Raw genomic sequence first — 19,537 nt, forward strand, 5'->3', positions numbered from 1 at the left:
CCCAGCGCGAGGACGAGGAAGGCCAGGACATGGGACGCCACCGACGCTCCGCCGCCGACCGCGCCGCCACGGGCCGCGCCGCGCAGGACGGGCAGCCGGACGGCACGACGGGGCGGGACCGCGGCCGGGCGGCGGGCCCGGACGAGACCCCCACCACGATGGGGATCGCGCCCTACCTGAACCCCGAGGCCTACGCCGAGGCCCGGGCCAGGAGCGACGCCTACCTCTTCGCGGACGGCCCGGACGGCCCGGGGGCCCCGGACGGCGGCGAGGGCCCGGAGGCCGGCCGCACCGTCGCCTTCCCCAGCCACGGCTACACGCCCGACGGCGGTGCGCAGCCCGGCGGCAGGCGTCGCCGACGCCGTAGGAAGCTCGCCACTCCGGTCCGCACCGGCCTGCTCGGTGTGTCCGCCGCGGTCGCCATCGGCACGGTGGCGGTGGCCACGGGCGTGGTGCCCGGTCTGGACAACTACCGGATCGGCGGCAGCACCGGCGGGGGCGACCGGGTGCAGGCCCAGGACGTCCCGACGAACAGCCCCTCCCAGCAGGGCGGCACCTCGGGCAGCGCCGAGACGGGCCGCGGCGACGACGCCGCCACGAGCCGCGGCACCGACCGCTCCGCCTCGCCGCCCCGGTCCTCCCAGTCGCCGTCCGAGGAGGGGTCCGCCAAGGACGCCCGGCCTCCTTCCTCGTCCGCCGCAGCTCCCTCCACCTCTGCGCCGGCCTCCGAGCCCGCGGCCCCGGCGCAGACGCCGTCGAAGACGAAGAAGCCGAAGACGACTCCGAGCACCGACCCGAAGCCCACGCCCTCCCGCACGGCCACCGGGAAGCCCGCCGAGCCCAGCGCGCCCGCCGCCGTCTCGGAGGCGGCCGTCGCCCAGGCACAGGTGCTCAAGCTGGTCAACGACGAGCGGGCCAAGGTGGGCTGCAGCCCGGTGGCCGCCAACAGCGCCCTGCGCGAACTGGCCGAGGACTTCAGCCAGGACATGGCCACCCAGGGCTTCTTCGACCACACCGACCCGAGCGGCGCCACCCCCTGGGACCGGGCGGCGGCAGCGGGCATAAGCGGCCTCGGGGGCGAGAACATAGCCCGCGGCCAGGCGGACGCCCAGGCCGTGATGGACGCCTGGATGGCCAGCCCCGGCCACCGCGCCAACATCCTGAACTGCGACTTCAAGACCCTGGGTGTCGGAGTCCACTTCGGCGCCGGCGGCCCCTGGTGGACGCAGGACTTCGGCTACTGACCACCCCCGGGCGGCGCTCCTCCCGCGCTGTTTGCCGCTCTGCGCAACCTGCGGCACAGCGCTGTGCTCACGTACGCTGGTGGCATGTCGACCACGCAGGAGTGCACCCAGGAGCAGGACCTGCCGTTCGACGTGTTCTCCCGGGCCTGTCCCTCGCGCGGCACCCTGGAGCACGTCACGGGGCGCTGGGGCGCGCTGACGCTCGGCGCGCTGTACGAGGCGTCCTTCCGGTTCAACGAGTTGCGGCGCCGGGTGGACGGCGTCAGCGAGAAGATGCTGGCCCAGACCCTGCACGCGCTGGAGCGCGACGGGCTGGTGCACCGCGAGGCCCAGCCCACCAATCCGCCCCGCGTGGACTACGACCTCACGCCGCTGGGGCGTGAGGTGGCCGAGCGGCTGACGGCGCTCATCCAGTGCCTGGAGGGGCGGATGGACGAGGTGCTGGCGGCGCGCGAGCGGTACGACGCGCAGCGCACGCCTACGGCGTGATCCTCGGCGGCCGCTGGCACTTCGGGCAGAAGTAGCTGGAGCGGTTCATCCACGGCCGGCGGCGGATCGGTGTGGCGCAGCGGCGGCAGGGCATGCCTTCGCGGCCGTACGCGTCGAGCGTGCGGTCGAAGTAGCCGGACTCGCCGTTGACGTTGACGTAGAGGCTGTCGAAGCTGGTGCCGCCGACGGCGAGGGCCGCGTTCATCACGTCCCGCGCGTGGCCGAGGAGTTCGGTGGTGCGGGGGCGGGTGAGGGTCGCCGTGGGGCGTTCGTAGTGCAGGCGGGCGCGCCACAGGGCCTCGTCGGCGTAGATGTTGCCGACGCCGCTGATCAGGGACTGGTCGAGCAGGGCCCGTTTGATCGTGGTGCGCTTGCGGCGCAGGGCGAGGTGGAAGGCCTCGTCGTCGAAGAGGGGGTCCAGCGGGTCGCGGGCGATGTGCGCGATGACGTCGGGCAGTCCGTCGGGGCTCGTCTCGTGCAGGGACAGGCCGCCGAAGGTGCGCTGGTCGACGAAGCGGAGCTCGGTGCCGAGGGTGTCGGCGAAGCGGACACGGATGCGCAGGTGCTTCTCGGCCGGTGCCTCGTGCGGCTGGACCAGGAGCTGGCCGCTCATGCCGAGGTGGGCGAGGACCGCCTGGTCGGTGTCCTCCAGGGGCAGCCACAGGTACTTGCCGCGCCGGCTGGGGGTGCCGATCCGGTGGCCCTCCAGGCGGTGCGCGAAGTCGTCGGGTCCCGCCACGTGCCGGCGCACCGCGCGCGGGTGCAGCACCTGGGCGTCGGCGACGGTCCGATGGGCGACCCAGCGCGCGAGGCCGCGCCGTACGACCTCTACCTCGGGCAACTCGGGCATGGCTTCCCCTCGGGTGCGCCCTGGACCGGTCCGGTGAGCCGGGCGGGTGGACGGGCCTGGTGGACGGACGACGAGTCCGAACGCCCGCCCCGGATGCGGGGCGGGCGTTCGGGCCGTGCGGTGGGTGGGGTCAGGCGGAGGTGGACGCCTCGTCGGGGTCCACGTCGACGGCGTTCGCCGCCGCCTTGGCGCGCTCGTCCGCCGCGGCCCGGATGGACCGCCACGCGGATTCCGCGGCCTGCTGCTCCGCTTCCTTCTTGCTGCGGCCGGTGCCGGTGCCGTACGAGACGCCTCCGACGCGGGCGGCAGCAGTGAAGGTCTTCTCGTGGTCCGGGCCGGTCTCCGTGACCAGGTACTCGGGGACGCCGAGCCCTTCGGTCGCGGTCAGCTCCTGGAGGCTGGTCTTCCAGTCCAGGCCGGCGCCGAGGTTCGAGGACTTCTCGATCAGCGGGTCGAACAGGCGGTGCACCAGTTCGGAGGCCGCGTCGAGGCCCTGGTCGAGATAGACCGCGCCGATCACCGCTTCGAGGGTGTCGGCGAGGATGGACGCCTTGTCCCGGCCGCCCGTGCCCTCTTCACCGCGGCCGAGCCGGATGAAGGAACCGAGGTCGAGCCCACGGCCCACCTCCGCCAGCGCACGCGAGTTGACCACCGCGGCCCGCAACTTGGCCAGCTGGCCTTCGGGCAGGTCGGGGTGGGTGCGGTACAGCGTGTCCGTGACGACGAGGCCGAGGACGGAGTCACCGAGGAACTCCAGCCGCTCGTTCGTCGGCAGACCGCCGTTCTCGTACGCGTAGGAACGGTGGGTCAGCGCACGCACCAGAAGGGCGGACTCGAGCTGATAGCCGAGCCGCCCTTCCAGAAGCGTGTGGGACGAGGCCTGGGTGTCCGCCTTCTTCTTGGCGGGTGGGTCCGCCTTGGCGTCTTCCGCCTTCTTGGGGACTGACACAGTGCCTCTCACCAGCCGCTCAGACCTCGAGGACCTGGCGCTTGTTGTACGTGCCGCAAGACGGGCACGCGATGTGCTGCTGCTTGGGCTCGTGGCAGCGCTCGCACGCAACCAGGGTGGGGACCGCAGCCTTCCACTGCGACCGGCGGTGGCGCGTGTTGCTGCGCGACATCTTCCGCTTCGGAACAGCCACGGCTACTTCTCCTGCTTCTCGGCGGCGTCCGCGGATTCTGGCCCGTCGCCGCTCATCTCGTCCTTCTCGCCGTCTCCGAGTGAACCGGCGAGTCCCTGCAATGCCGCCCAACGAATGTCGACGGCGTCGTGGTGGTGGTCCGGGTCGTCCGACAGGCGCACTCCGCACTCGGAGCACAGACCCTGGCAGTCTTCCTGGCACACCGGCTGCATCGGCAGTGCGAGCACCACCGCGTCGCGCAGCACGGGTTCGAGGCCGATCAGGCCGTCCTCGACGAAGAACCTGTCCTCGTCGTCCTCGGCGTCGTCGCCCGGTTCCGCCACGGGGCGGCCACGGTCGTCGGCGTCAGGGTACGAGAACAGCTCCTGGAAGTCCGCTTCGAGCTGCTGCTCGAGCGGCTCCAGACACCTTACGCACTCCCCCTCGGCCCTGGCACGGGCGGTACCCGTGACGAGCACCCCTTCCATGACCGACTCGAGCCGGAGATCGAGCTCCACCGGGGCGCCTTCCGGCACTCCGATGACTCCCTGGAGACCGAAGTCCTTGGGAGCGTCGACCGTGCGGGTCAGGCGCTGGAGCGCACCGGGCCGCCGTCCCAGCTCGTGTGTGTCGAACACGAGGGGATCGCGGTGGTCGAGACGCGCGTTCAGAACCATTCCTGCTTTCGGTCTTCGTGGTGGGGGACGCCGCCCTTCGGTGTTCCCGGGCAGCGGCGATCGCGGACGTACGCGCGACCGAAGAGCCAGGATACTGGACCATTCGCTCTCGGCCCAATCCGGTCCCGAGCCGCCCCCGTCACCCTGGCGGCGGCGGTCCCGCTCCTCAGAGTCCGCGGCCCTGTTCGTACGCCCGCAGCTGTTCGGCGCTGATCATGCTGGTGTCGAAGAGGCTGGTCTCGTCGAGCGCCTGCGGCTGGGTCTGCGGGGGCTGCTGCGGCTGCGGGGGGTGGGCGTAGCCCTGCTGCCCTTCGTAGCCGTGCTGCCCGCCGTCGTACGGGTAGGCGTACGGGTCGGCGCCCTGCTGCTGGTAGCCGTAGGGGTCCTGGCCGCCGTCGTAGGCCTGCTGGTAGGCCGCGTAGGGATCGGGCTGCTGCGGGACGTAGCCGTACGCCGGGTCCTGGGCCGGCATCTCCGGCACGGCCTGTGCCGGCACCTGGGCCGCGGCCGGCTGCTGCTCGCCGTACGCGGGCTGTACGGAGTGCTCGGCCGGGGCCGGGGCCGGGGCGTCGGCGAGGCCCGCGAGGCCGGCGAGGTAGTCGGCGTCGCTGGAGTGCTGGACGGTCGTCGGGTCGTCCGCGAGGGCTCCGAGGTCGTCGGTGGCGATCCGGCCGTGCAGCTTCTGGCGGCCCCGGCCGACCGCGTCCAGGGTCTTGGCGAGTACGGCCTCGAAGGCGCCGAGCTTGGTGTCGACGTAGGCGTCGGCGTCGCGGCGCAGGGTCTCGGGGTCGTGGCTGCGCTCGGGGGCGTCCTCGTCCTCGTAGCCGTTCTCGTCGAGGCCGGGTCCGGTGCCGAGGAGCTTCTCGCGGCCCCGGCCCACGGAGCCGAGGGTCTTGGTGAGGACGACCTCGAAGTTGGCGAGCTTGGAGTCGACGTAGTCGTCGGCCTCGGCGCGGACCTCCTCGGCCTCCTGGCGGGCCTCGGCGAGGATCCGGTCGGCCTCGGCCTGGGAACGGCGGGCGACCTCGGTGCCGGCGATCAGGGAGCCGCGCTCGGCGTGCGCGCCCTCGATGATCCGGTCGGCCTCCTGGCGGGCCTGGGCGACCATCTGCTCGCGGTCGCCGATCAGCTCCTGGGCCTGGGCGAGGGAGCCGGGCAGCTCGGCGCGCAGCTCTTCCAGCAGCGAGAGCAGTTCGGCGCGGTTGATCACGCACGAGGCCGACATGGGCATGGCGCGGGCGCCGGAGACCATCGCGGTGATCTCGTCGAGCTTCTTCTGCACGTCCACCGTGTGCTCGCCACTCTCTACAGCTGTGTTGGAGACGGACGGGACGACTGTACGACCCCGGAACGTTCCGGGGACACCGGGTGACGGGTTGTCAGTCTCCGTGCGCCGTGCGAGGTGGCGGTCAGCGGTCCTTCAGGCGCTCCGTGAGGGCTTCGAGGACCAGCGGCGGCACCAGGTGGGAGATGTCCCCGCCCCACGTCGCGACCTCCTTGACCAGGGAGGAGGACATGAAGCTGTAGGTGGGGTTGGTGGGAATGAAGAGGGTCTCCACGCCCGAGAGGCCGTTGTTCATCTGGGCCATCTGCAGCTCGTAGTCGAAGTCGCTGACCGCGCGCAGGCCCTTGACGATCGCCGGGATCTCGCGCTGCTTGCAGAAGTCCACGAGCAGGCCGTGGAAGGACTCCACACGGATGTTCCCGTACTCGGCGGTCACCTGGCGGATGAGGTCGATCCGCTCCTCGATCTCGAACAGGCCCTTCTTGGACCGGTTGATCATCACCGCGACGTAGACCTCGTCGTAGAGGCTGGAGGCACGGGCGATGATGTCGAGGTGTCCGTTGTGGATCGGGTCGAAAGACCCGGGACAGACGGCACGGCGCACTTGAGTTCCCTCGCTCTCCGGTCCGGTCATCGTGCGTCTTCGCACGTAGCGGCGGCGCGACCGTACCAAAACGTTCCCTCGCCGTAGCGACGGGCCCGGATCGCTTCGAAGCCGTCCGGCCAGCGGAATTCGCCGCCCCTGGTGCTGCGCTCCACGGTGACCAGCGCTTCCGCGCCGAGCCAGCCCTGGGTGCGGAGTGTGAGCAGGATCTCCCGGAGATCGTCGTCGGAGACGGCGTACGGCGGGTCCAGGAAGACGACGTCGTACGGCTCGGCCGGCGCCGGGGCGTGGATGATCTGTTCCGCTTTGCCCGTCCTGACCTCGGCGCCGGGCAGACCGACGGCCTTGACGTTCTCCCGGACCGTGCGGGCGGCACGGGCGTCGGCCTCGACGAGCAGCACGTGCCCCGCGCCGCGGGACAGCGACTCCAGGCCGACGGCGCCGGAGCCCGCGTACAGGTCGAGGACCCGCTCGCCGTCCAGCGGGCCGCCGAGCAGCGACTGCCAGGTCGAGAACAGGCCCTCGCGCGCGCGGTCGGAGGTGGGGCGGGTGCCGGTCCCCGGCGGGACGGCCAGGCGGCGTCCGCCGGCCTTGCCGGCGATCACGCGGGTCATTTCAGGGTCCTTGTCGGTGTGCTCGGCTGTGCGGACGGTGTCCGCTGCCAGTCTCTCAGCCCTTCTCCAGGTACTGCTCCCGCTCGTCGTCCAGCAGCGCCCGAAGGGCCGTGCGCAGTCCCGGCAGCCCGCTCAGCTCGGGGTCGGCGGCGACGACGGCGGCCGCCTCCTGCCGCGCCTGCGCGATGATCTCCTCGTCCTCGATGACCGCGAGCACCCGCAGCGAGGTGCGGGCGCCGGACTGGGCCTGGCCGAGGACGTCCCCCTCCCGTCGCTGTTCGAGGTCGATGCGGGAGAGCTCGAAGCCGTCGAGGGTGGCGGCGACCGCGTTCAGCCGCTGCCTGGCCGCGCTCGCCTCGGGCATCTCGCTGACCAGCAGGCACAGGCCCGGTGCGGAGCCCCGCCCGACCCGGCCGCGCAGCTGGTGCAGCTGGGAGACGCCGAAACGGTCGGCGTCCATGATCACCATCGCGGTGGCGTTGGGGACGTTCACGCCGACCTCGATGACGGTGGTGGCGACCAGGACGTCGGTCTCCCCCGCGGCGAAGCGGCGCATGACCGCGTCCTTGTCGTCGGGCTGCATCCGGCCGTGCAGGACCTCCACCCTGAGCCCCCGGAGCGGGCCCTCGGCCAGCTGCCCGGCCACGTCCAGGACGGCGAGCGGGGGCCGCTTCTCGGCGTCGCCCTCGGGCGGCGTGTCCGGTGCGGCCTTCTTCCTCGCGTCCTTCTTCGGGGCGTCGTCCTCGTCGCCGATGCGCGGGCACACGACGTACGCCTGGTGGCCGCCCGAGACCTCCTCGCGGACCCGCTCCCAGGCCCGGGCGAGGAAGTGCGGCTTGTCGGAGGCCGGGACGACGTGGCTGGCGATCGGGGAGCGGCCGGCCGGGAGCTGGTCCAGGACGGAGGTCTCCAGGTCGCCGAAGACGGTCATGGCCACGGTGCGCGGGATGGGCGTGGCGGTCATGACGAGCAGGTGCGGGGGTTGCTTGCCCTTGCCGCGCAGGGCGTCGCGCTGCTCGACGCCGAAGCGGTGCTGTTCGTCGACGACGACCAGGCCGAGGTCGTGGAACTGCACCTTGTCCTCGATCAGGGCGTGGGTGCCGATGACGATGCCCGCCTCCCCGGTGGCGAGGTCCAGCAGGGCGTGCCGGCGGGCGGCGGCGCCCATGGAACCGGTGAGCAGCACCACCTTGGTCGCGTGCTCGGCGCCGCCCAGCATCCCCCCCTCGGCCAGCTCCCCCATCATCTCCACGACGGACCGGTGGTGCTGCTGGGCGAGCACCTCGGTCGGGGCCAGCATCACGGCCTGCCCGCCCGAGTCGACGACGGCGAGCATGGCGCGCAGGGCGACCAGGGTCTTGCCGCTGCCCACCTCGCCCTGGAGCAGCCGGTGCATCGGGTGGTCGGTGGCGAGGTCGTCGAAGATCTCGCGGGAGACCTTCCGCTGGCCGTCGGTGAGGGTGAAGGGGAGCCGGTCGTCGAAGGCGGTGAGCAGGCCGTCGGGGCTGGGCCTCCTGGGGACGGCGGGGAGCTGGGTCTCGGCGTGGCGGCGGCGGGCGAGGGCGACCTGGAGGACGAAGGCCTCGTCCCACTTCAGACGGGCGCGGGCGTCCTCGATGTCGGCCTTGGTGTGCGGCCGGTGGATCTTGACGAGGGCCTCGGGCAGCGGGACCAGGCCCCGGCCCTCGCGCAGCGACCCGGGCAGCGGGTCGACGGCCTCCTGGGCGCTGGGCAGCACGGTCTGGACCGCCTTGGCGAGCTTCCAGGACTCCAGCTTGGCGGTGGCCGGGTAGAGGGGGATGAGGGCGCCCGCCCACGACTCGACGCTCTCGGCGGCGCCGTCGTCGCTGTCCTCGGCGCGCAGCAACTCGTAGGCCGGATGCGCCAGTTGCAGTCGGCGGTTGAAGACGGAGACCTTGCCCGCGAACATCGCGCGGGTGCCCGGCAGGAGTTCCTTGTGGGGCTTGTGCACGCCGTTGCCGAAGAAGACCAGTTGGAGGCGGCCGCTGCCGTCGGTGATGGTCACTTCCAGGCGCTGTCCCTTGCCGCGCGGGGCCTTCGAGGAGGCGAAGGTGTGCAGGCGGGCGTCGGCGACCTGGGCGACCACGGTGACGTGCTCGTCCATGGGCAGGTCGGCGAGGTGGGTGAGCTGGCCGCGCTCCTCGTACCTCCTGGGGTAGTGGTGGAGGAGGTCGCCGACGGTGTGCAGGCCGAGGTGCTCGGCCATCACCTTCGCGGTGGCGGGGCCGAGCACCTTCTTGAGGGGTTCTTGCAGTGCGGGCACGAGATCCATTGCACACCACGCCACTGACAACGGCCCACAAGGGCGCCGTGGCGGGTCCTGCCCGTGCGCCTACTCCACGCCGACCAGCAGCAGGGCGCCCTGCCGTCCGCCCCGGTAGACCACCGTGTCCACGGCGAGGTGGGTCTCCCGGACGCGGGTCTCCAGGTGGTCGGCGACGGTGCGGGGCGCCTCGTCGCCGATGACGAGGGTGACCAGCTCGCCGCCCGCCGACAGCATGCGGTCCAGGACGGTCGCGGCGACCTGGGCGACGTCCGCGCCGATCACGGCCACGTCGCCGTCGATGAGGCCGAGTACGTCGCCGGCCTGGCAGATGCCGGCCGTGGTCCAGGACTGGCGTTCGGCGACGGTGACCTCGGCGTGGCGGGTGGCGCCGGCCGCCGAGGTCATCGCCACCACGTCCTCGTCGAAGCGCCGTTCGGGCTCGTGCACGGCGAGCGCGGCGATGCCCTGGACCGCGGAGCGGGTCGGGATGAGGGCGACGCGGATGCCCTCGGTGCGGGCCTGCTCGGCCGCCGCGGCGGCGGTGTGGCGCAGTTCGGCGTCGTTGGGCAGCAGCACCACCTCGCGCGCGTGGGCCCGCCGGAGGGCCTGGACCAGCTCGCCGCTGGCGGGCGGCTCACCGGGGCGCGCGAGGAGGGTGGTCGCGCCGCCCTCGGAGTACAGCGCCGCCAGCCCCTCCCCCGGTACCACGGCCACCACGGCGCGCTGGGCCCGCTCCCGAGGGGTGCGCACGCTCGCGGTGGTGTGCGCGTCGCCGTGTCCGAAGTGCGTGATGCGGATGCGGTACGGCCGCCCGGCCTCGACACCCGCCTCCACGGCGGCGCCCGCGTCGTCGACGTGCACATGGACGTTCCACAGTCCGTCGCCGCCGACCACGACGAGGGAGTCCCCCAGGGCGTCGAGTCGCTGCCGCAGCCGGGCCACGGCCGCGTCCCCGGCCTCCAGCAGGTAGATCACCTCGAAGGCGGGGCTGTCCCCGGTGTCCGGCTCCGGGCATTCCTCCCCCGGGGCGCGCTCCCCGGCGGGGTGCAGGGCGCCGTGCGCCACGCGCGCGTGGGGCAGGGCGAACGGTTCCGGCGCCCGGCCCGTGAACGTCTCCACCAAGGCCGCCAGGACCGTCACCAGACCGCGTCCGCCCGCGTCGACCACTCCGGCGCGCTCCAGGACGGGCAGCCGGCCGGGGGTGGCGGCGAGCGCGACGCGGGCACCCTCGTAGGCGGCGCGGGCCACCTCGGCGCAGTCGCCCTCGGCACCCTCGGCCGCGTCGGCGGCGGCCGAGGCGACGGTCAGGACGGTGCCCTCCACCGGGTGGGCCACGGCCTGCCGGGCGGAGGTGGCGGCGTGCCGCAGGGCCAGCCGCAGCCCGGGGCCTCCGGTGTGGCCGGAGTCACCTCCCGTGGTGAGCACCTGGGCCATGCCGCGCAGCAGCTGCGCGAGGATCGTGCCGGAATTGCCCCGGGCGCCGATCAGCGCACCGTGCGCCATGGCCCCCACGGCGTCGGCCAGCGAGGGCCCGCCACTCGCGTCCCCGGCCCCCTCGCCCTCGCCCGCGGGCCGGTCGTCCGTCTCGTGCGCCGCGAAGACGGCCTCCACCGCGGCGACGGCCGACTCGACGGTCAGGTAGAGGTTGGTGCCGGTGTCCCCGTCGGCGACGGGGTAGACGTTGATCGCGTCGATCTCCTCGCGCGCCCGGCCCAGCGCGCGCAGCGACAGACCGCACCAGGTACGCACCGCCAGAGCGTCGAAGAACCTCTGCGGCACCTGCGCCACCTGCGCCTCCCTGGACTGCGGACGTGGCTGGCAGCGTAGACCTTGGCGGGCCGGCCCACCGGAAGAGGGCCGGGACGGGCCCCTGAGCTGCCGTGGTAGTTTCGTTGTACGGGAGCAGCCGTTGTATGCTGCTCCGGTTGCCCGATCCCGATCGGGCTCTCCCCCTGGCACCGCCACTCAGATCCCGGACCGTTCGCGACTCCGAGAGCTTGATCCCGGCATGCCGGGATCAACCGTAAGTGCATCTGAAGTCTTTGGAGTGACCCGTGGCTGCCAACTGCGACGTCTGCGGCAAGGGGCCGGGCTTCGGCAACAACATCTCGCACTCGCACCGCCGTACGTCCCGTCGCTGGAACCCGAACATCCAGCGTGTGCGTACCGTGGTGGGCGGGACGCCGAAGCGCGTGAACGCTTGCACCTCGTGCATCAAGGCCGGCAAGGTCTCGCGCTGACGCATCAGCTGAGCGCGCGGCCACTGCCTGGTCCGCTGCATGGAGCCGGTCCACCTCGTGTGGGCCGGCTTTCTGCCGTGCCCTCTTTCCTCGCCGGGCCGGCACACCGGTGCTCCGGCGTGCCGGCCCGGTAGTGCGCTTCGGGGCTCTCTGCCCCCTGCCCATCCGTAGCGGCAGCGGTGTTCCCGCCGACCCCGGCGCCCCCGGTCCCGAGCGCTCCTGACGCTCCCGCTCCCCGACGCCGCCGACCGTAGGGTCTCCCGGCCCGGCCGAGCGGCGGCCTGTACGGCGGCGAGCCGCCCGCCGGTGTCGCGAACGCGCTCCAGCCGCGGGACGGGAAAGCCCCCGGCGGGGCCGGGTACCGCGTGCCGCCCGTCCACCGCTCAGGGAGTGTCCCGCGTCAGCTCCCAGCCGTGGTCCACCGGTCCGATGCCGCCGCCGAGCGCGAATCCGGCCGCGATCGCCCCGGTGACGTACTGCTTGGCGGCCGTCACCGCCTCCGGCACCGGCTGCCCCTTCGCCAGGCCGCAGGCCACGGCCGAGGCGAGGGTGCAGCCCGTGCCGTGGGTGTGCCGGTTGTCGAGGCGGGGGGCGCGCAGCCAGTGCTCCTCCGATCCGTCGGTGAGCAGGTCGACCGCGTCCCCGGCCAGGTGGCCGCCCTTGATCAGCACCCAGCGCGGCCCGTACTCCAGGACGGCCTCCGCGGCACGGCGCAGATCGGTGTCGGACTCGACGCGTACGCCGGTGAGTTGGGTGACCTCGTCCAGGTTCGGCGTGGCGACGGTGGCGACCGGGAGCAGTCTGGTGCGGACCGACTCCAGGGCCGAGGCGGCGAGCAGCGCGTCCCCGTGCTTGGAGACGCCGACCGGGTCGACCACGGCGGGCGCGTCGGTGCCGGCCAGCAACTCGGCGACCGTCTCGACGAGTTCGGCGGAGGACAGCATCCCGGTCTTGACCGCCTGCACCCCGATGTCGTCCACGACGCTGCGGTACTGGGCGCGCACCGCGTCCACGGGCAGTTCCCAGGCACCCTGCACGCCGAGGGAGTTCTGCGCGGTGACCGCGGTGAGGACGCTCATGCCGTGGGTGCCGAGGGCGAGCATCGTCTTCAGGTCGGCCTGGATGCCGGCGCCGCCGCCCGAGTCGGAGCCCGCCACGGTGAGGACCAGGGGCGGCCTCACGACTCCGCGTCCCCGCCGAAGTGGTCCCAGCCGCCCTTGCTGGTCCAGGGGGCGCCGTCGACCGTCACCTGGGGCAGCGCGGAGGGGTTGAGGACCTCGCCGATGACCTTCCAGCGGGCGGGCAGCTTCACGTCCGGCGGGAAGGTCGCCACGATCGCGTGGTCCTCGCCCCCGGTGAGCACCCACTGCATGGGGTCGACGCCGACGGCCTGTCCGATGTCGTTCATCTGGGACGGGATGTCGATCTGCCCGGAGCGCACGTCGATCCTGACCTTGCTGGCCTCGGCGATGTGCCCCAGGTCGGCGATCAGGCCGTCGCTCACGTCGCACATGGCGGTGGCGCCGAGGCCCGCGGCGGCCGGGCCCGCGTGGTACGGCGGCTCGGGACGGCGGTGGGCCTCGACGAAGGCGCGCGGCGAGCGGAAGCCGCGGGACAGGACGGCGAACCCGGCGGCGGACCAGCCCAGCCAGCCGGTCACCGCGACGAGGTCGCCGGGCTGGGCGCCGGCCCGGGTGACCGGTTCCTGGTTGCGCAGGTCGCCGAGGGCGGTGATGGAGACGGTGATGGTGTCACCGCCCACCACGTCGCCGCCGACCACGGAGGCGCCCGCGACCTGGCACTCGTCGCGCAGCCCGTCCATCAGCTCGGTCGCCCAGGTCACCGGCAGTTCGGCGGGCACGACCAGGCCGAGCAGCAGCGCGGTGGGCACGGCCCCCATGGCGGCGATGTCGGCCAGGTTCTGTGCCGCCGCCTTGCGGCCCACGTCGTACGCGGTGGACCAGTCCCGTCGGAAGTGCCGCCCCTCCACCAGGATGTCGGTGCTGGCCACCACCCTGCGGTCGGGCGCGGCCACCACCGCGGCGTCGTCGCCGGGACCGACCCGGACCGCGGGAGTGGTGGTGAGACGGGAGGTGAGCTCCCTGATGAGCCCGAACTCCCCCAGCTCACCAACAGTGCCCTTCATCGCCTTGGCTCCCCTTCTGTCCCAGTCCCTGTCCGTGCCCGTGTCCGTGCCCGGTCGCGCGTCATCTCTGTCCTCGTTACGGTCGACATGACCGTCGCCACGGTCGGCGTGATCGTCGACTCGTGCCCCTCCGGCACCCCGACGCGGGAGGTCCGCGGCCCGCGGGTCTCCCCGAGGAGAGCGGCTACGCGATACCGTGGCGTTCCTTTTCCCCACATGATCCTCGTGGCCGCTCTGGAGGTTCCGTGGTACAGGCGTACATCCTGATCCAGACCGAGGTCGGCAAGGCGTCGACCGTCGCCGAGACGATCGGCAAGCTCCCTGGGGTGATCCAGGCCGAGGACGTGACAGGACCCTACGACGTCATCGTCCGCGCGCAGTCCGACACCGTCGACGAACTGGGCCGCATGGTGGTCGCCAAGGTCCAGCAAGTGGACGGCATCACCCGTACCCTGACCTGTCCGGTCGTCCATCTCTAGCCCCTCGCCGCCCGTTCGCCGCCTGCCTGCTGCCCGCTTGCTCGCCCTGTTGATCGCCGTCGCGGGCTGCTCCTCGGCAGACGACAGCGAGTCGGCGGCGGTTCCCGGACCGGACGGGAAAACCCGCTGATCATACTGCGAGAAGGCGACCCCCGAGGGGATCGCCTTCTCTGCCGTCCGGGAGCGGGGGTGTCAGCGCAGTCCCGTGGACCGCCGCAGCGCCGCCTGGACCAGCCGGTCCACCAGCTCCGGGTAGCTCACACCGGTCGCCTGCCACATCTGCGGATACATGGAGATGGGCGTGAAACCGGGCATGGTGTTGATCTCGTTGATCACGAACTCGTCGTCCTCGGTGAGGAAGAAGTCCGCGCGCACCAGCCCTTCGCAGGAGGCCGCGTCGAACGCCGCCACGGCCAGCCGCCGGACCTCGGCGGTCTCCTCCTCGGTGAGCGGGGCCGGGACGATGCCCGGAGTGGAGTCGATGTACTTGGCCTCGAAGTCGTAGTACGCGTGCTCCGAGGGCGGCGGGATCTCGGCGGGGACGGAGGCCCGGGGGCCGTCCTCGAACTCCAGCACCCCGCACTCGATCTCCCGGCCGCGCAGCGCCGCCTCGACCAGGATCTTCGGGTCGTGGCGGCGGGCCTCCTCGATCGCCTCGTCGAGCCCGGAGAGGTCGTCGACCTTGGTGATGCCGATCGAGGAACCCGCGCGCGCGGGCTTCACGAAGAGCGGCCAGCCGTGTTCCCCGGCGAAGTCGGTGATCTTCCGGCGGGCGGCGGAACGGTCCTGCTCCCACTCCCGGGGCCGGATCACCACGTACGGGCCGACCTTCAGCCCGTAGGAGGAGAACACCGCCTTCATGTACTCCTTGTCCTGGCCGACGGCGGAGGCGAGCACGCCCGCGCCGACGTAGGGGACACCGGACAGCTCCAGCAGGCCCTGGAGGGTGCCGTCCTCGCCGTAGGGACCGTGCAGCACGGGGAAGACGACGTCGACCTCGCCCAGCGCCTTGGGCACCGAGCCTGGTTCGCTGTAGACGACCTCGCGGCTCGCGGGGTCGACGGGGAGCAGCACGCCGCCCTCGGTCGACTCGGCCAGTTCCTCGACGTCGGGCGTACGGCGTTCGGTGATCGCCATGCGCTCCGGTTCGTCGGCGGTGAGGGCCCAGCGTCCGTCCCTGGTGATGCCGATCGGCAGGACGTCGTAGCGCGTCCGGTCGATGGCCGCGAGGACGGCGCCGGCGGTGACCACGGAGATCCCGTGTTCGGAGCTGCGCCCGCCGAACACGACGGCCACACGCGGCTTGCGGGGCGGCCGCTGGGGGCTCTGCTCGGGGTTCTGGGGGAGGTTCTCGGTGCTCATATCGCGTTGAGAGTACCCGCCCTCGGTGCCGCGAGACAGCGTCGGCGGGGCCGCGTGGCGCGGGTCGCGGACGGGCTCCGGGTCCGGTTGCGGTACGGCGCCGGTGGGGTGTCGCTCAGCGTCGTTCGGGCTTCGCGCTGCGCGACATCAGTTCCTTCACGGCGACCACCGGGGACTTGCCCTCGTGGACGATGGCGACGACCGTCTCGGTGATGGGCATGTCGACGCCGTGCCTGCGGGCCAGGTCCAGCACCGACTCGCAGGACTTGACGCCCTCGGCGGTCTGCTTGGTGACCGCGATGGTCTCCTCCAGGGTCATGCCCTTGCCGAGGTTGGTGCCGAAGGTGTGGTTGCGCGACAGCGGCGAGGAGCAGGTCGCCACCAGGTCGCCCAGTCCGGCAAGTCCGGAGAAGGTCAGCGGGTCGGCGCCGAGGGCGACTCCGAGACGGGTGGTCTCCGCGAGGCCGCGGGTGATGAGGGAGCCCTTGGCGTTGTCGCCGAGGCCCATGCCGTCCGCGATGCCGACGGCGAGGCCGATCACGTTCTTCACGGCGCCGCCCAGTTCGCAGCCGACGACGTCGGTGTTGGTGTAGGGGCGGAAGTACGGCGTGTGGCAGGCGGCCTGGAGGCGCTGGGCGACGGACTCGTCGGGGCAGGCGACCACGGCGGCGGCCGGCATACGGGCGGCGATCTCGCGGGCCAGGTTGGGTCCGGTGACCACGGCGATGCGTTCGGCGCCGACCTTGGCGACGTCCCCGATGACCTCGCTCATCCGCATCGCGGAGCCGAGTTCGACGCCCTTCATCAGTGACACCAGGACGGTGTCGGGCGCGAGCAGCGGCGTCCAGTCGGCGAGGCCCGCGCGCAGGGTCTGGGAGGGCACGGCGAGGACGGTGAAGTCGGCGTCCCGGGCGGCCTCGGCGGCGTCGGTGGTGGCCCGCAGGTTCTCGGGGAGCTCCACGCCGGGCAGGTAGTCCGGGTTGGTGCGGGTGGAGTTGACGGCGTCGGCGAGTGCGGCGCGGCGTCCCCACAGGGTGACGTCGCAGCCCGCGTCGGCGAGGACCGTGCCGAAGGCGGTGCCCCAGGACCCGGTGCCGAAGACGGCCGCCTTGAGGGACTTGCTCACGTGCTCCGCCCTTCTGCCCGCGGTCCGCTCGTCCGCGACGACGCCGACTGCGCCTGCTGCGTCCGGCGCCGCTGTTCGATCCGCTCGCGGCGCGGGTCGTAGGGGGTGTCGGGTGCCTTCTCGCCGCGGATCGCCTCCAGCTGGTGGGTGACGGCGGCCATGATGACCTCCGTCGCCTCCCTCAGCACGTCCGCGGTCATCTCCTTGCCGTAGAAGCGCGACAGGTCGACCGGCGGACCGGCGAGCACCTGATGGGTCTTGCGCGGCAGGAGGTTCGGCTTCTTGGCGTACGGCGGCAGCAGTTCGTTGCAGCCCCACTGGGCGACCGGGATCACCGGGCACTTGGTCTGCAGGGCGACGCGCGCGGCACCGGTCTTGGCGGTCATCGGCCAGCCGTCCGGGTCGCGGGTGAGGGTGCCCTCGGGGTAGAAGGCGACGCACTCGCCGCGCTCCACGGCGTCGATCGCGGCCCGGAAGGCGCTCAGCGCGTCCGTGCTCTCGCGGTAGACGGGGATCTGTCCGGTCCCCCGCATCGCGGCGCCGACGAAGCCCTTCTTGAAAAGGCCGCTCTTGGCCAGGAATCGCGGGACGCGTCCGGTGTTGTACTGGTAGTGCGCGTACGCGAAGGGGTCGACGTGCGAATTGTGGTTCACGGCGGTGATAAATCCGCCCTCGGCCGGAATGTTCTCCATTCCCCGCCAGTCCCGCTTGATCAGAACCACCAGCGGCGGTTTGCAGATCACCGCGGCCAAGCGGTACCAGAAGCCGATTCTGCGGCGGGGCACACTGACACCTTTCCTCCAGGGCCTGGGGCCGGACAAGTGTCGCCCCGGGCCGCCCGTCTGTCGAGAACACCGTACGCCCCGAAGAGTGAACCGCCAGGTGTCACGGGTGACAATGACGGCGACGAGAGAAGGACGGAACGCTCGTGCAGTGGACCTTGGTCGTACCCGTGAAGACCCTCGCCCGGGCCAAGAGCAGGCTGGCTGACACCGCGCACGACGGGGTGCGGCCGGGGCTCGCGCTCGCGTTCGCACAGGACACCGTGGCAGCGGCGCTGGCCTGCCCGGCGGTCGCGGATGTGGCAGTCGTCACGGGCGACGCGCGGGCCGCGCGGGAGCTGGCGGCGCTCGGCGCGGGCATCGTCGCGGACGAACCCGACGGCGGCCTGAACGCCGCGCTGGCGCACGGAGCGTCCGTGGTACGGGCGCGCCGGCCCGACAGTCCGGTGGCCGCGCTCAACGCGGATCTCCCGGCACTGCGGCCGTCGGAATTGGCACGGGTGCTCGCCGCGGCCGGGCAATTCCCGCGCTCTTTCCTCCCGGACGCCGCCGGAATCGGCACCACCTTGCTGGCCGTGGCACCGGGGCGCGAATTGGCCCCGGCATTCGGTACGGATTCACGTTCCAGGCACCGGGCGTCCGGCGCGGTGGAACTGTGTCCGGAAGCGGTGGACTCCGTACGCCAGGACGTGGACACCGGCGGTGATCTGCGCTCCGCGCTGTCACTCGGGGTGGGGCCCCGTACGGCCGCGGTGGCGGCGCGGCTGCTGATCGCCGGGCAGTAGGCTTCCGGCATGCAGGCGACCGCGTACACGTACGACCCCGAAAGCCGCAGCGGGCAGGTGCTGCTCGACGACGGTACGCCCGTGCCCTTCGACGCGGCGGCGTTCGACGCGGGCGGTCTGAGGCTGCTGCGGCCCGGGCAGCGGGTGCGCATCGAGACCGAGGACGCGGGCGAGGCCGCGGGCGCCGGCGCGGGCCGCCGGATCACGCTGGTGACGCTGCAGACGTTCTGATCCACGGGGCGCGCCGCCCCGCACACGCCGCGGGCCGGACTCCGAGAGGGAGTCCGGCCCGGCGCGTGAGTGCCCTGTGCCCGTTCGCCTGCTGCTGCTCGTCGCTGCCTGCTACTTCTTGCGGGCGGTGGCCTTCTTGGCGGTGGTCTTGCGGGCCGTCGACTTCTTGGCCGGGGCCTTCTTGGCGGTCGCCTTCTTCGCGGGCGCCTTCTTGGCGGCGGTCTTCTTCGCCGCCGCCGTGGTGCTCTTGGCCGCGGACTTCTTGGCGGTGGTCTTCTTCGCCGTCGTCTTCGCCGCCCCGGTGGTCTTCTTCGCGGTGGTCTTCTTCGCCGCGGAGGCCGTCTTCTTGGCCGCGCCCGTGGCCTTCTTCGCGGCCCCCGTGGCCTTCTTCGCGGCGGCCTTCTTGCCCGCGGCCTTGGAGATGGTGGGCGGCGGGCCGGACAGGCTGCCCTTGGGGGCCTTCTTGACCGCGATGTCGTTCTTCGGGAGCTTCTTCGAGCCGCTCACCAGGTCCTTGAAGCCCTGGCCCGCGCGGAAGCGCGGCACCGAGGTCTTCTTGACCCGAACCCGCTCGCCCGTCTGGGGGTTGCGGGCGTAGCGGGCGGGACGGTCGACCTTCTCGAAAGAACCGAAGCCGGTGACCGAGACCCGGTCGCCCGCGACGACGGCACGGACGAGGGCGTCCAGGACCGCGTCGACAGCGTCGGCGGCCTGCTGCCGGCCGCCCAGCTTGTCGGCAATCGCTTCTACGAGCTGCGCCTTGTTCACGTCTTCCCCTTCGGAGACATCGCCAGAACGTATGTGTTCAAGCTTTTTCGCACGTTAGGCAGATATATACCGCAAATCAAACACGAAACGGGCTTATCACCCTTGTGCCGCAACGGATTCGGGCTCTCCCGGCCGGTTCAGCCTTCCTCTTCGGGGAATCGACCCGCGTCGAGGTCGTCGGTGAACCGATCCAGGCGCCGTGCCGCACCGGCGAGATCGTGTTTGGCCGCGGCCGTAATGACCAGCAGCTTCCGGGTCAGCGCCATCCGTACGCCCTCCGGGACTTGCAGTGCGCGCACTCTTGTGTGCGCTTCCTTGAGCCGGACCGCGACCGCCGTATAGAGCTCGAGTTGGCCGTCGTGTTCCATGCACAGATTGTGCCATCTGGGGCGAGTTGTCGCCTGCGCAGGGGGCAACTGCCGCCTCGAACGGCCTTCCCGGTGCACT

General features: G+C 72.4%; 22 protein-coding genes. 6 read left to right on the top strand and 16 right to left on the bottom strand.

What is annotated here, in order from left to right:
• The first annotated feature begins 29 nt into the window (after positions 1 to 29).
• Both EV562_RS27095 and EV562_RS27100 read left to right on the top strand, forming a co-directional pair.
• Positions 30 to 1,244, top strand: a complete 1,215-nt coding sequence (locus tag EV562_RS27095) for a CAP domain-containing protein (protein ID WP_133889484.1) — start codon at positions 30 to 32, stop codon at positions 1,242 to 1,244.
• Positions 1,245 to 1,328: 84 nt separating this feature from the next.
• Complete coding sequence (locus tag EV562_RS27100) at positions 1,329 to 1,733, top strand: helix-turn-helix domain-containing protein (protein WP_166662014.1); 405 nt, start codon at positions 1,329 to 1,331, stop codon at positions 1,731 to 1,733.
• Here the strand turns inward: EV562_RS27100 and mutM are convergent.
• The 9 genes from mutM to EV562_RS27145 form a co-directional block, all read right to left on the bottom strand.
• Positions 1,723 to 2,583: a bifunctional DNA-formamidopyrimidine glycosylase/DNA-(apurinic or apyrimidinic site) lyase gene (mutM, locus tag EV562_RS27105; protein ID WP_133889486.1), complete on the bottom strand. Its 861-nt coding sequence runs from the start codon at positions 2,581 to 2,583 to the stop codon at positions 1,723 to 1,725. The genes EV562_RS27100 and mutM overlap by 11 nt on opposite strands.
• Before the next feature lie 130 nt (positions 2,584 to 2,713).
• Entirely contained in the window at positions 2,714 to 3,544 is an 831-nt protein-coding gene (gene rnc / locus EV562_RS27110) for a ribonuclease III (RefSeq protein WP_208298432.1), read from the bottom strand.
• Positions 3,545 to 3,551: 7 nt separating this feature from the next.
• The gene (rpmF, locus tag EV562_RS27115; protein WP_003951102.1) at positions 3,552 to 3,725 is read right to left on the bottom strand and encodes a 50S ribosomal protein L32; all 174 of its coding nucleotides are present in this window, start codon (positions 3,723 to 3,725) and stop codon (positions 3,552 to 3,554) included.
• Positions 3,726 to 3,727: 2 nt separating this feature from the next.
• Positions 3,728 to 4,381 (bottom strand): YceD family protein, encoded by a 654-nt coding sequence (locus EV562_RS27120; protein WP_133889488.1) that lies wholly within the window; start codon positions 4,379 to 4,381, stop codon positions 3,728 to 3,730.
• A 166-nt stretch (positions 4,382 to 4,547) separates the two neighbouring features.
• Entirely contained in the window at positions 4,548 to 5,669 is a 1,122-nt protein-coding gene (locus tag EV562_RS27125; protein WP_133889489.1) for an ATP synthase F0 subunit B, read from the bottom strand.
• A 121-nt stretch (positions 5,670 to 5,790) separates the two neighbouring features.
• The gene (gene coaD / locus EV562_RS27130; protein ID WP_133889490.1) at positions 5,791 to 6,270 is read right to left on the bottom strand and encodes a pantetheine-phosphate adenylyltransferase; all 480 of its coding nucleotides are present in this window, start codon (positions 6,268 to 6,270) and stop codon (positions 5,791 to 5,793) included.
• A gap of 26 nt (positions 6,271 to 6,296) precedes the next feature.
• Positions 6,297 to 6,884: a 16S rRNA (guanine(966)-N(2))-methyltransferase RsmD gene (gene rsmD, locus EV562_RS27135; protein ID WP_133889491.1), complete on the bottom strand. Its 588-nt coding sequence runs from the start codon at positions 6,882 to 6,884 to the stop codon at positions 6,297 to 6,299.
• 55 nt (positions 6,885 to 6,939) lie between these two features.
• The gene (gene recG / locus EV562_RS27140; protein WP_133889492.1) at positions 6,940 to 9,177 is read right to left on the bottom strand and encodes an ATP-dependent DNA helicase RecG; all 2,238 of its coding nucleotides are present in this window, start codon (positions 9,175 to 9,177) and stop codon (positions 6,940 to 6,942) included.
• A 60-nt stretch (positions 9,178 to 9,237) separates the two neighbouring features.
• A complete protein-coding gene (locus EV562_RS27145; RefSeq protein ID WP_133889493.1) occupies positions 9,238 to 10,959 on the bottom strand; it encodes a DAK2 domain-containing protein in 1,722 nt (573 codons plus the stop codon).
• Positions 10,960 to 11,225: 266 nt separating this feature from the next.
• Between EV562_RS27145 and rpmB the strand changes: the two genes are divergently transcribed.
• A complete protein-coding gene (rpmB, locus tag EV562_RS27150) occupies positions 11,226 to 11,411 on the top strand; it encodes a 50S ribosomal protein L28 (protein ID WP_003993230.1) in 186 nt (61 codons plus the stop codon).
• Positions 11,412 to 11,794: 383 nt separating this feature from the next.
• Here rpmB and thiD read toward each other — a convergent pair whose 3' ends face one another.
• On the bottom strand, positions 11,795 to 12,592 hold the full coding sequence (thiD, locus tag EV562_RS27155; protein ID WP_133889494.1) for a bifunctional hydroxymethylpyrimidine kinase/phosphomethylpyrimidine kinase: 798 nt from the start codon (positions 12,590 to 12,592) through the stop codon (positions 11,795 to 11,797).
• The gene (locus EV562_RS27160; protein WP_133889495.1) at positions 12,589 to 13,557 is read right to left on the bottom strand and encodes a thiamine-phosphate kinase; all 969 of its coding nucleotides are present in this window, start codon (positions 13,555 to 13,557) and stop codon (positions 12,589 to 12,591) included. The genes thiD and EV562_RS27160 overlap by 4 nt, the downstream gene beginning before the upstream one ends.
• A gap of 245 nt (positions 13,558 to 13,802) precedes the next feature.
• Here EV562_RS27160 and EV562_RS27165 point away from each other — a divergent pair, with 245 nt between their 5' ends.
• The gene (locus EV562_RS27165) at positions 13,803 to 14,036 is read left to right on the top strand and encodes an Lrp/AsnC ligand binding domain-containing protein (protein WP_133889496.1); all 234 of its coding nucleotides are present in this window, start codon (positions 13,803 to 13,805) and stop codon (positions 14,034 to 14,036) included.
• Positions 14,037 to 14,228: 192 nt separating this feature from the next.
• Here the strand turns inward: EV562_RS27165 and EV562_RS27175 are convergent, their stop codons facing one another.
• From EV562_RS27175 to EV562_RS27185, 3 genes are all read right to left on the bottom strand, one after another.
• The gene (locus tag EV562_RS27175; RefSeq protein WP_133889497.1) at positions 14,229 to 15,398 is read right to left on the bottom strand and encodes a D-alanine--D-alanine ligase family protein; all 1,170 of its coding nucleotides are present in this window, start codon (positions 15,396 to 15,398) and stop codon (positions 14,229 to 14,231) included.
• Between the two features lie 115 nt (positions 15,399 to 15,513).
• The gene (locus EV562_RS27180; RefSeq protein WP_133889498.1) at positions 15,514 to 16,524 is read right to left on the bottom strand and encodes an NAD(P)H-dependent glycerol-3-phosphate dehydrogenase; all 1,011 of its coding nucleotides are present in this window, start codon (positions 16,522 to 16,524) and stop codon (positions 15,514 to 15,516) included.
• Positions 16,521 to 17,309, bottom strand: a complete 789-nt coding sequence (locus EV562_RS27185; protein WP_133889499.1) for a lysophospholipid acyltransferase family protein — start codon at positions 17,307 to 17,309, stop codon at positions 16,521 to 16,523. The genes EV562_RS27180 and EV562_RS27185 overlap by 4 nt, the downstream gene beginning before the upstream one ends.
• 143 nt (positions 17,310 to 17,452) lie before the next feature.
• Here EV562_RS27185 and cofC point away from each other — a divergent pair, with 143 nt between their 5' ends.
• Positions 17,453 to 18,091 carry a 2-phospho-L-lactate guanylyltransferase gene (cofC, locus tag EV562_RS27190; protein ID WP_133889500.1) on the top strand — a complete coding sequence of 213 codons (639 nt, stop codon included), beginning with the start codon at positions 17,453 to 17,455 and terminating at the stop codon, positions 18,089 to 18,091.
• 9 nt (positions 18,092 to 18,100) lie between these two features.
• On the top strand, positions 18,101 to 18,322 hold the full coding sequence (locus EV562_RS27195; protein WP_133889501.1) for a hypothetical protein: 222 nt from the start codon (positions 18,101 to 18,103) through the stop codon (positions 18,320 to 18,322).
• 111 nt (positions 18,323 to 18,433) lie between these two features.
• Here EV562_RS27195 and EV562_RS27200 read toward each other — a convergent pair whose 3' ends face one another.
• A complete protein-coding gene (locus tag EV562_RS27200) occupies positions 18,434 to 19,090 on the bottom strand; it encodes an HU family DNA-binding protein (protein ID WP_133889502.1) in 657 nt (218 codons plus the stop codon).
• A gap of 137 nt (positions 19,091 to 19,227) precedes the next feature.
• The gene (locus EV562_RS27205; RefSeq protein WP_133889503.1) at positions 19,228 to 19,458 is read right to left on the bottom strand and encodes a hypothetical protein; all 231 of its coding nucleotides are present in this window, start codon (positions 19,456 to 19,458) and stop codon (positions 19,228 to 19,230) included.
• Between the last annotated feature and the right edge of the window lie 79 nt (positions 19,459 to 19,537).

Source organism: Streptomyces sp. BK208 (assembly GCF_004364245.1).
GTDB lineage: Bacteria > Actinomycetota > Actinomycetes > Streptomycetales > Streptomycetaceae > Streptomyces.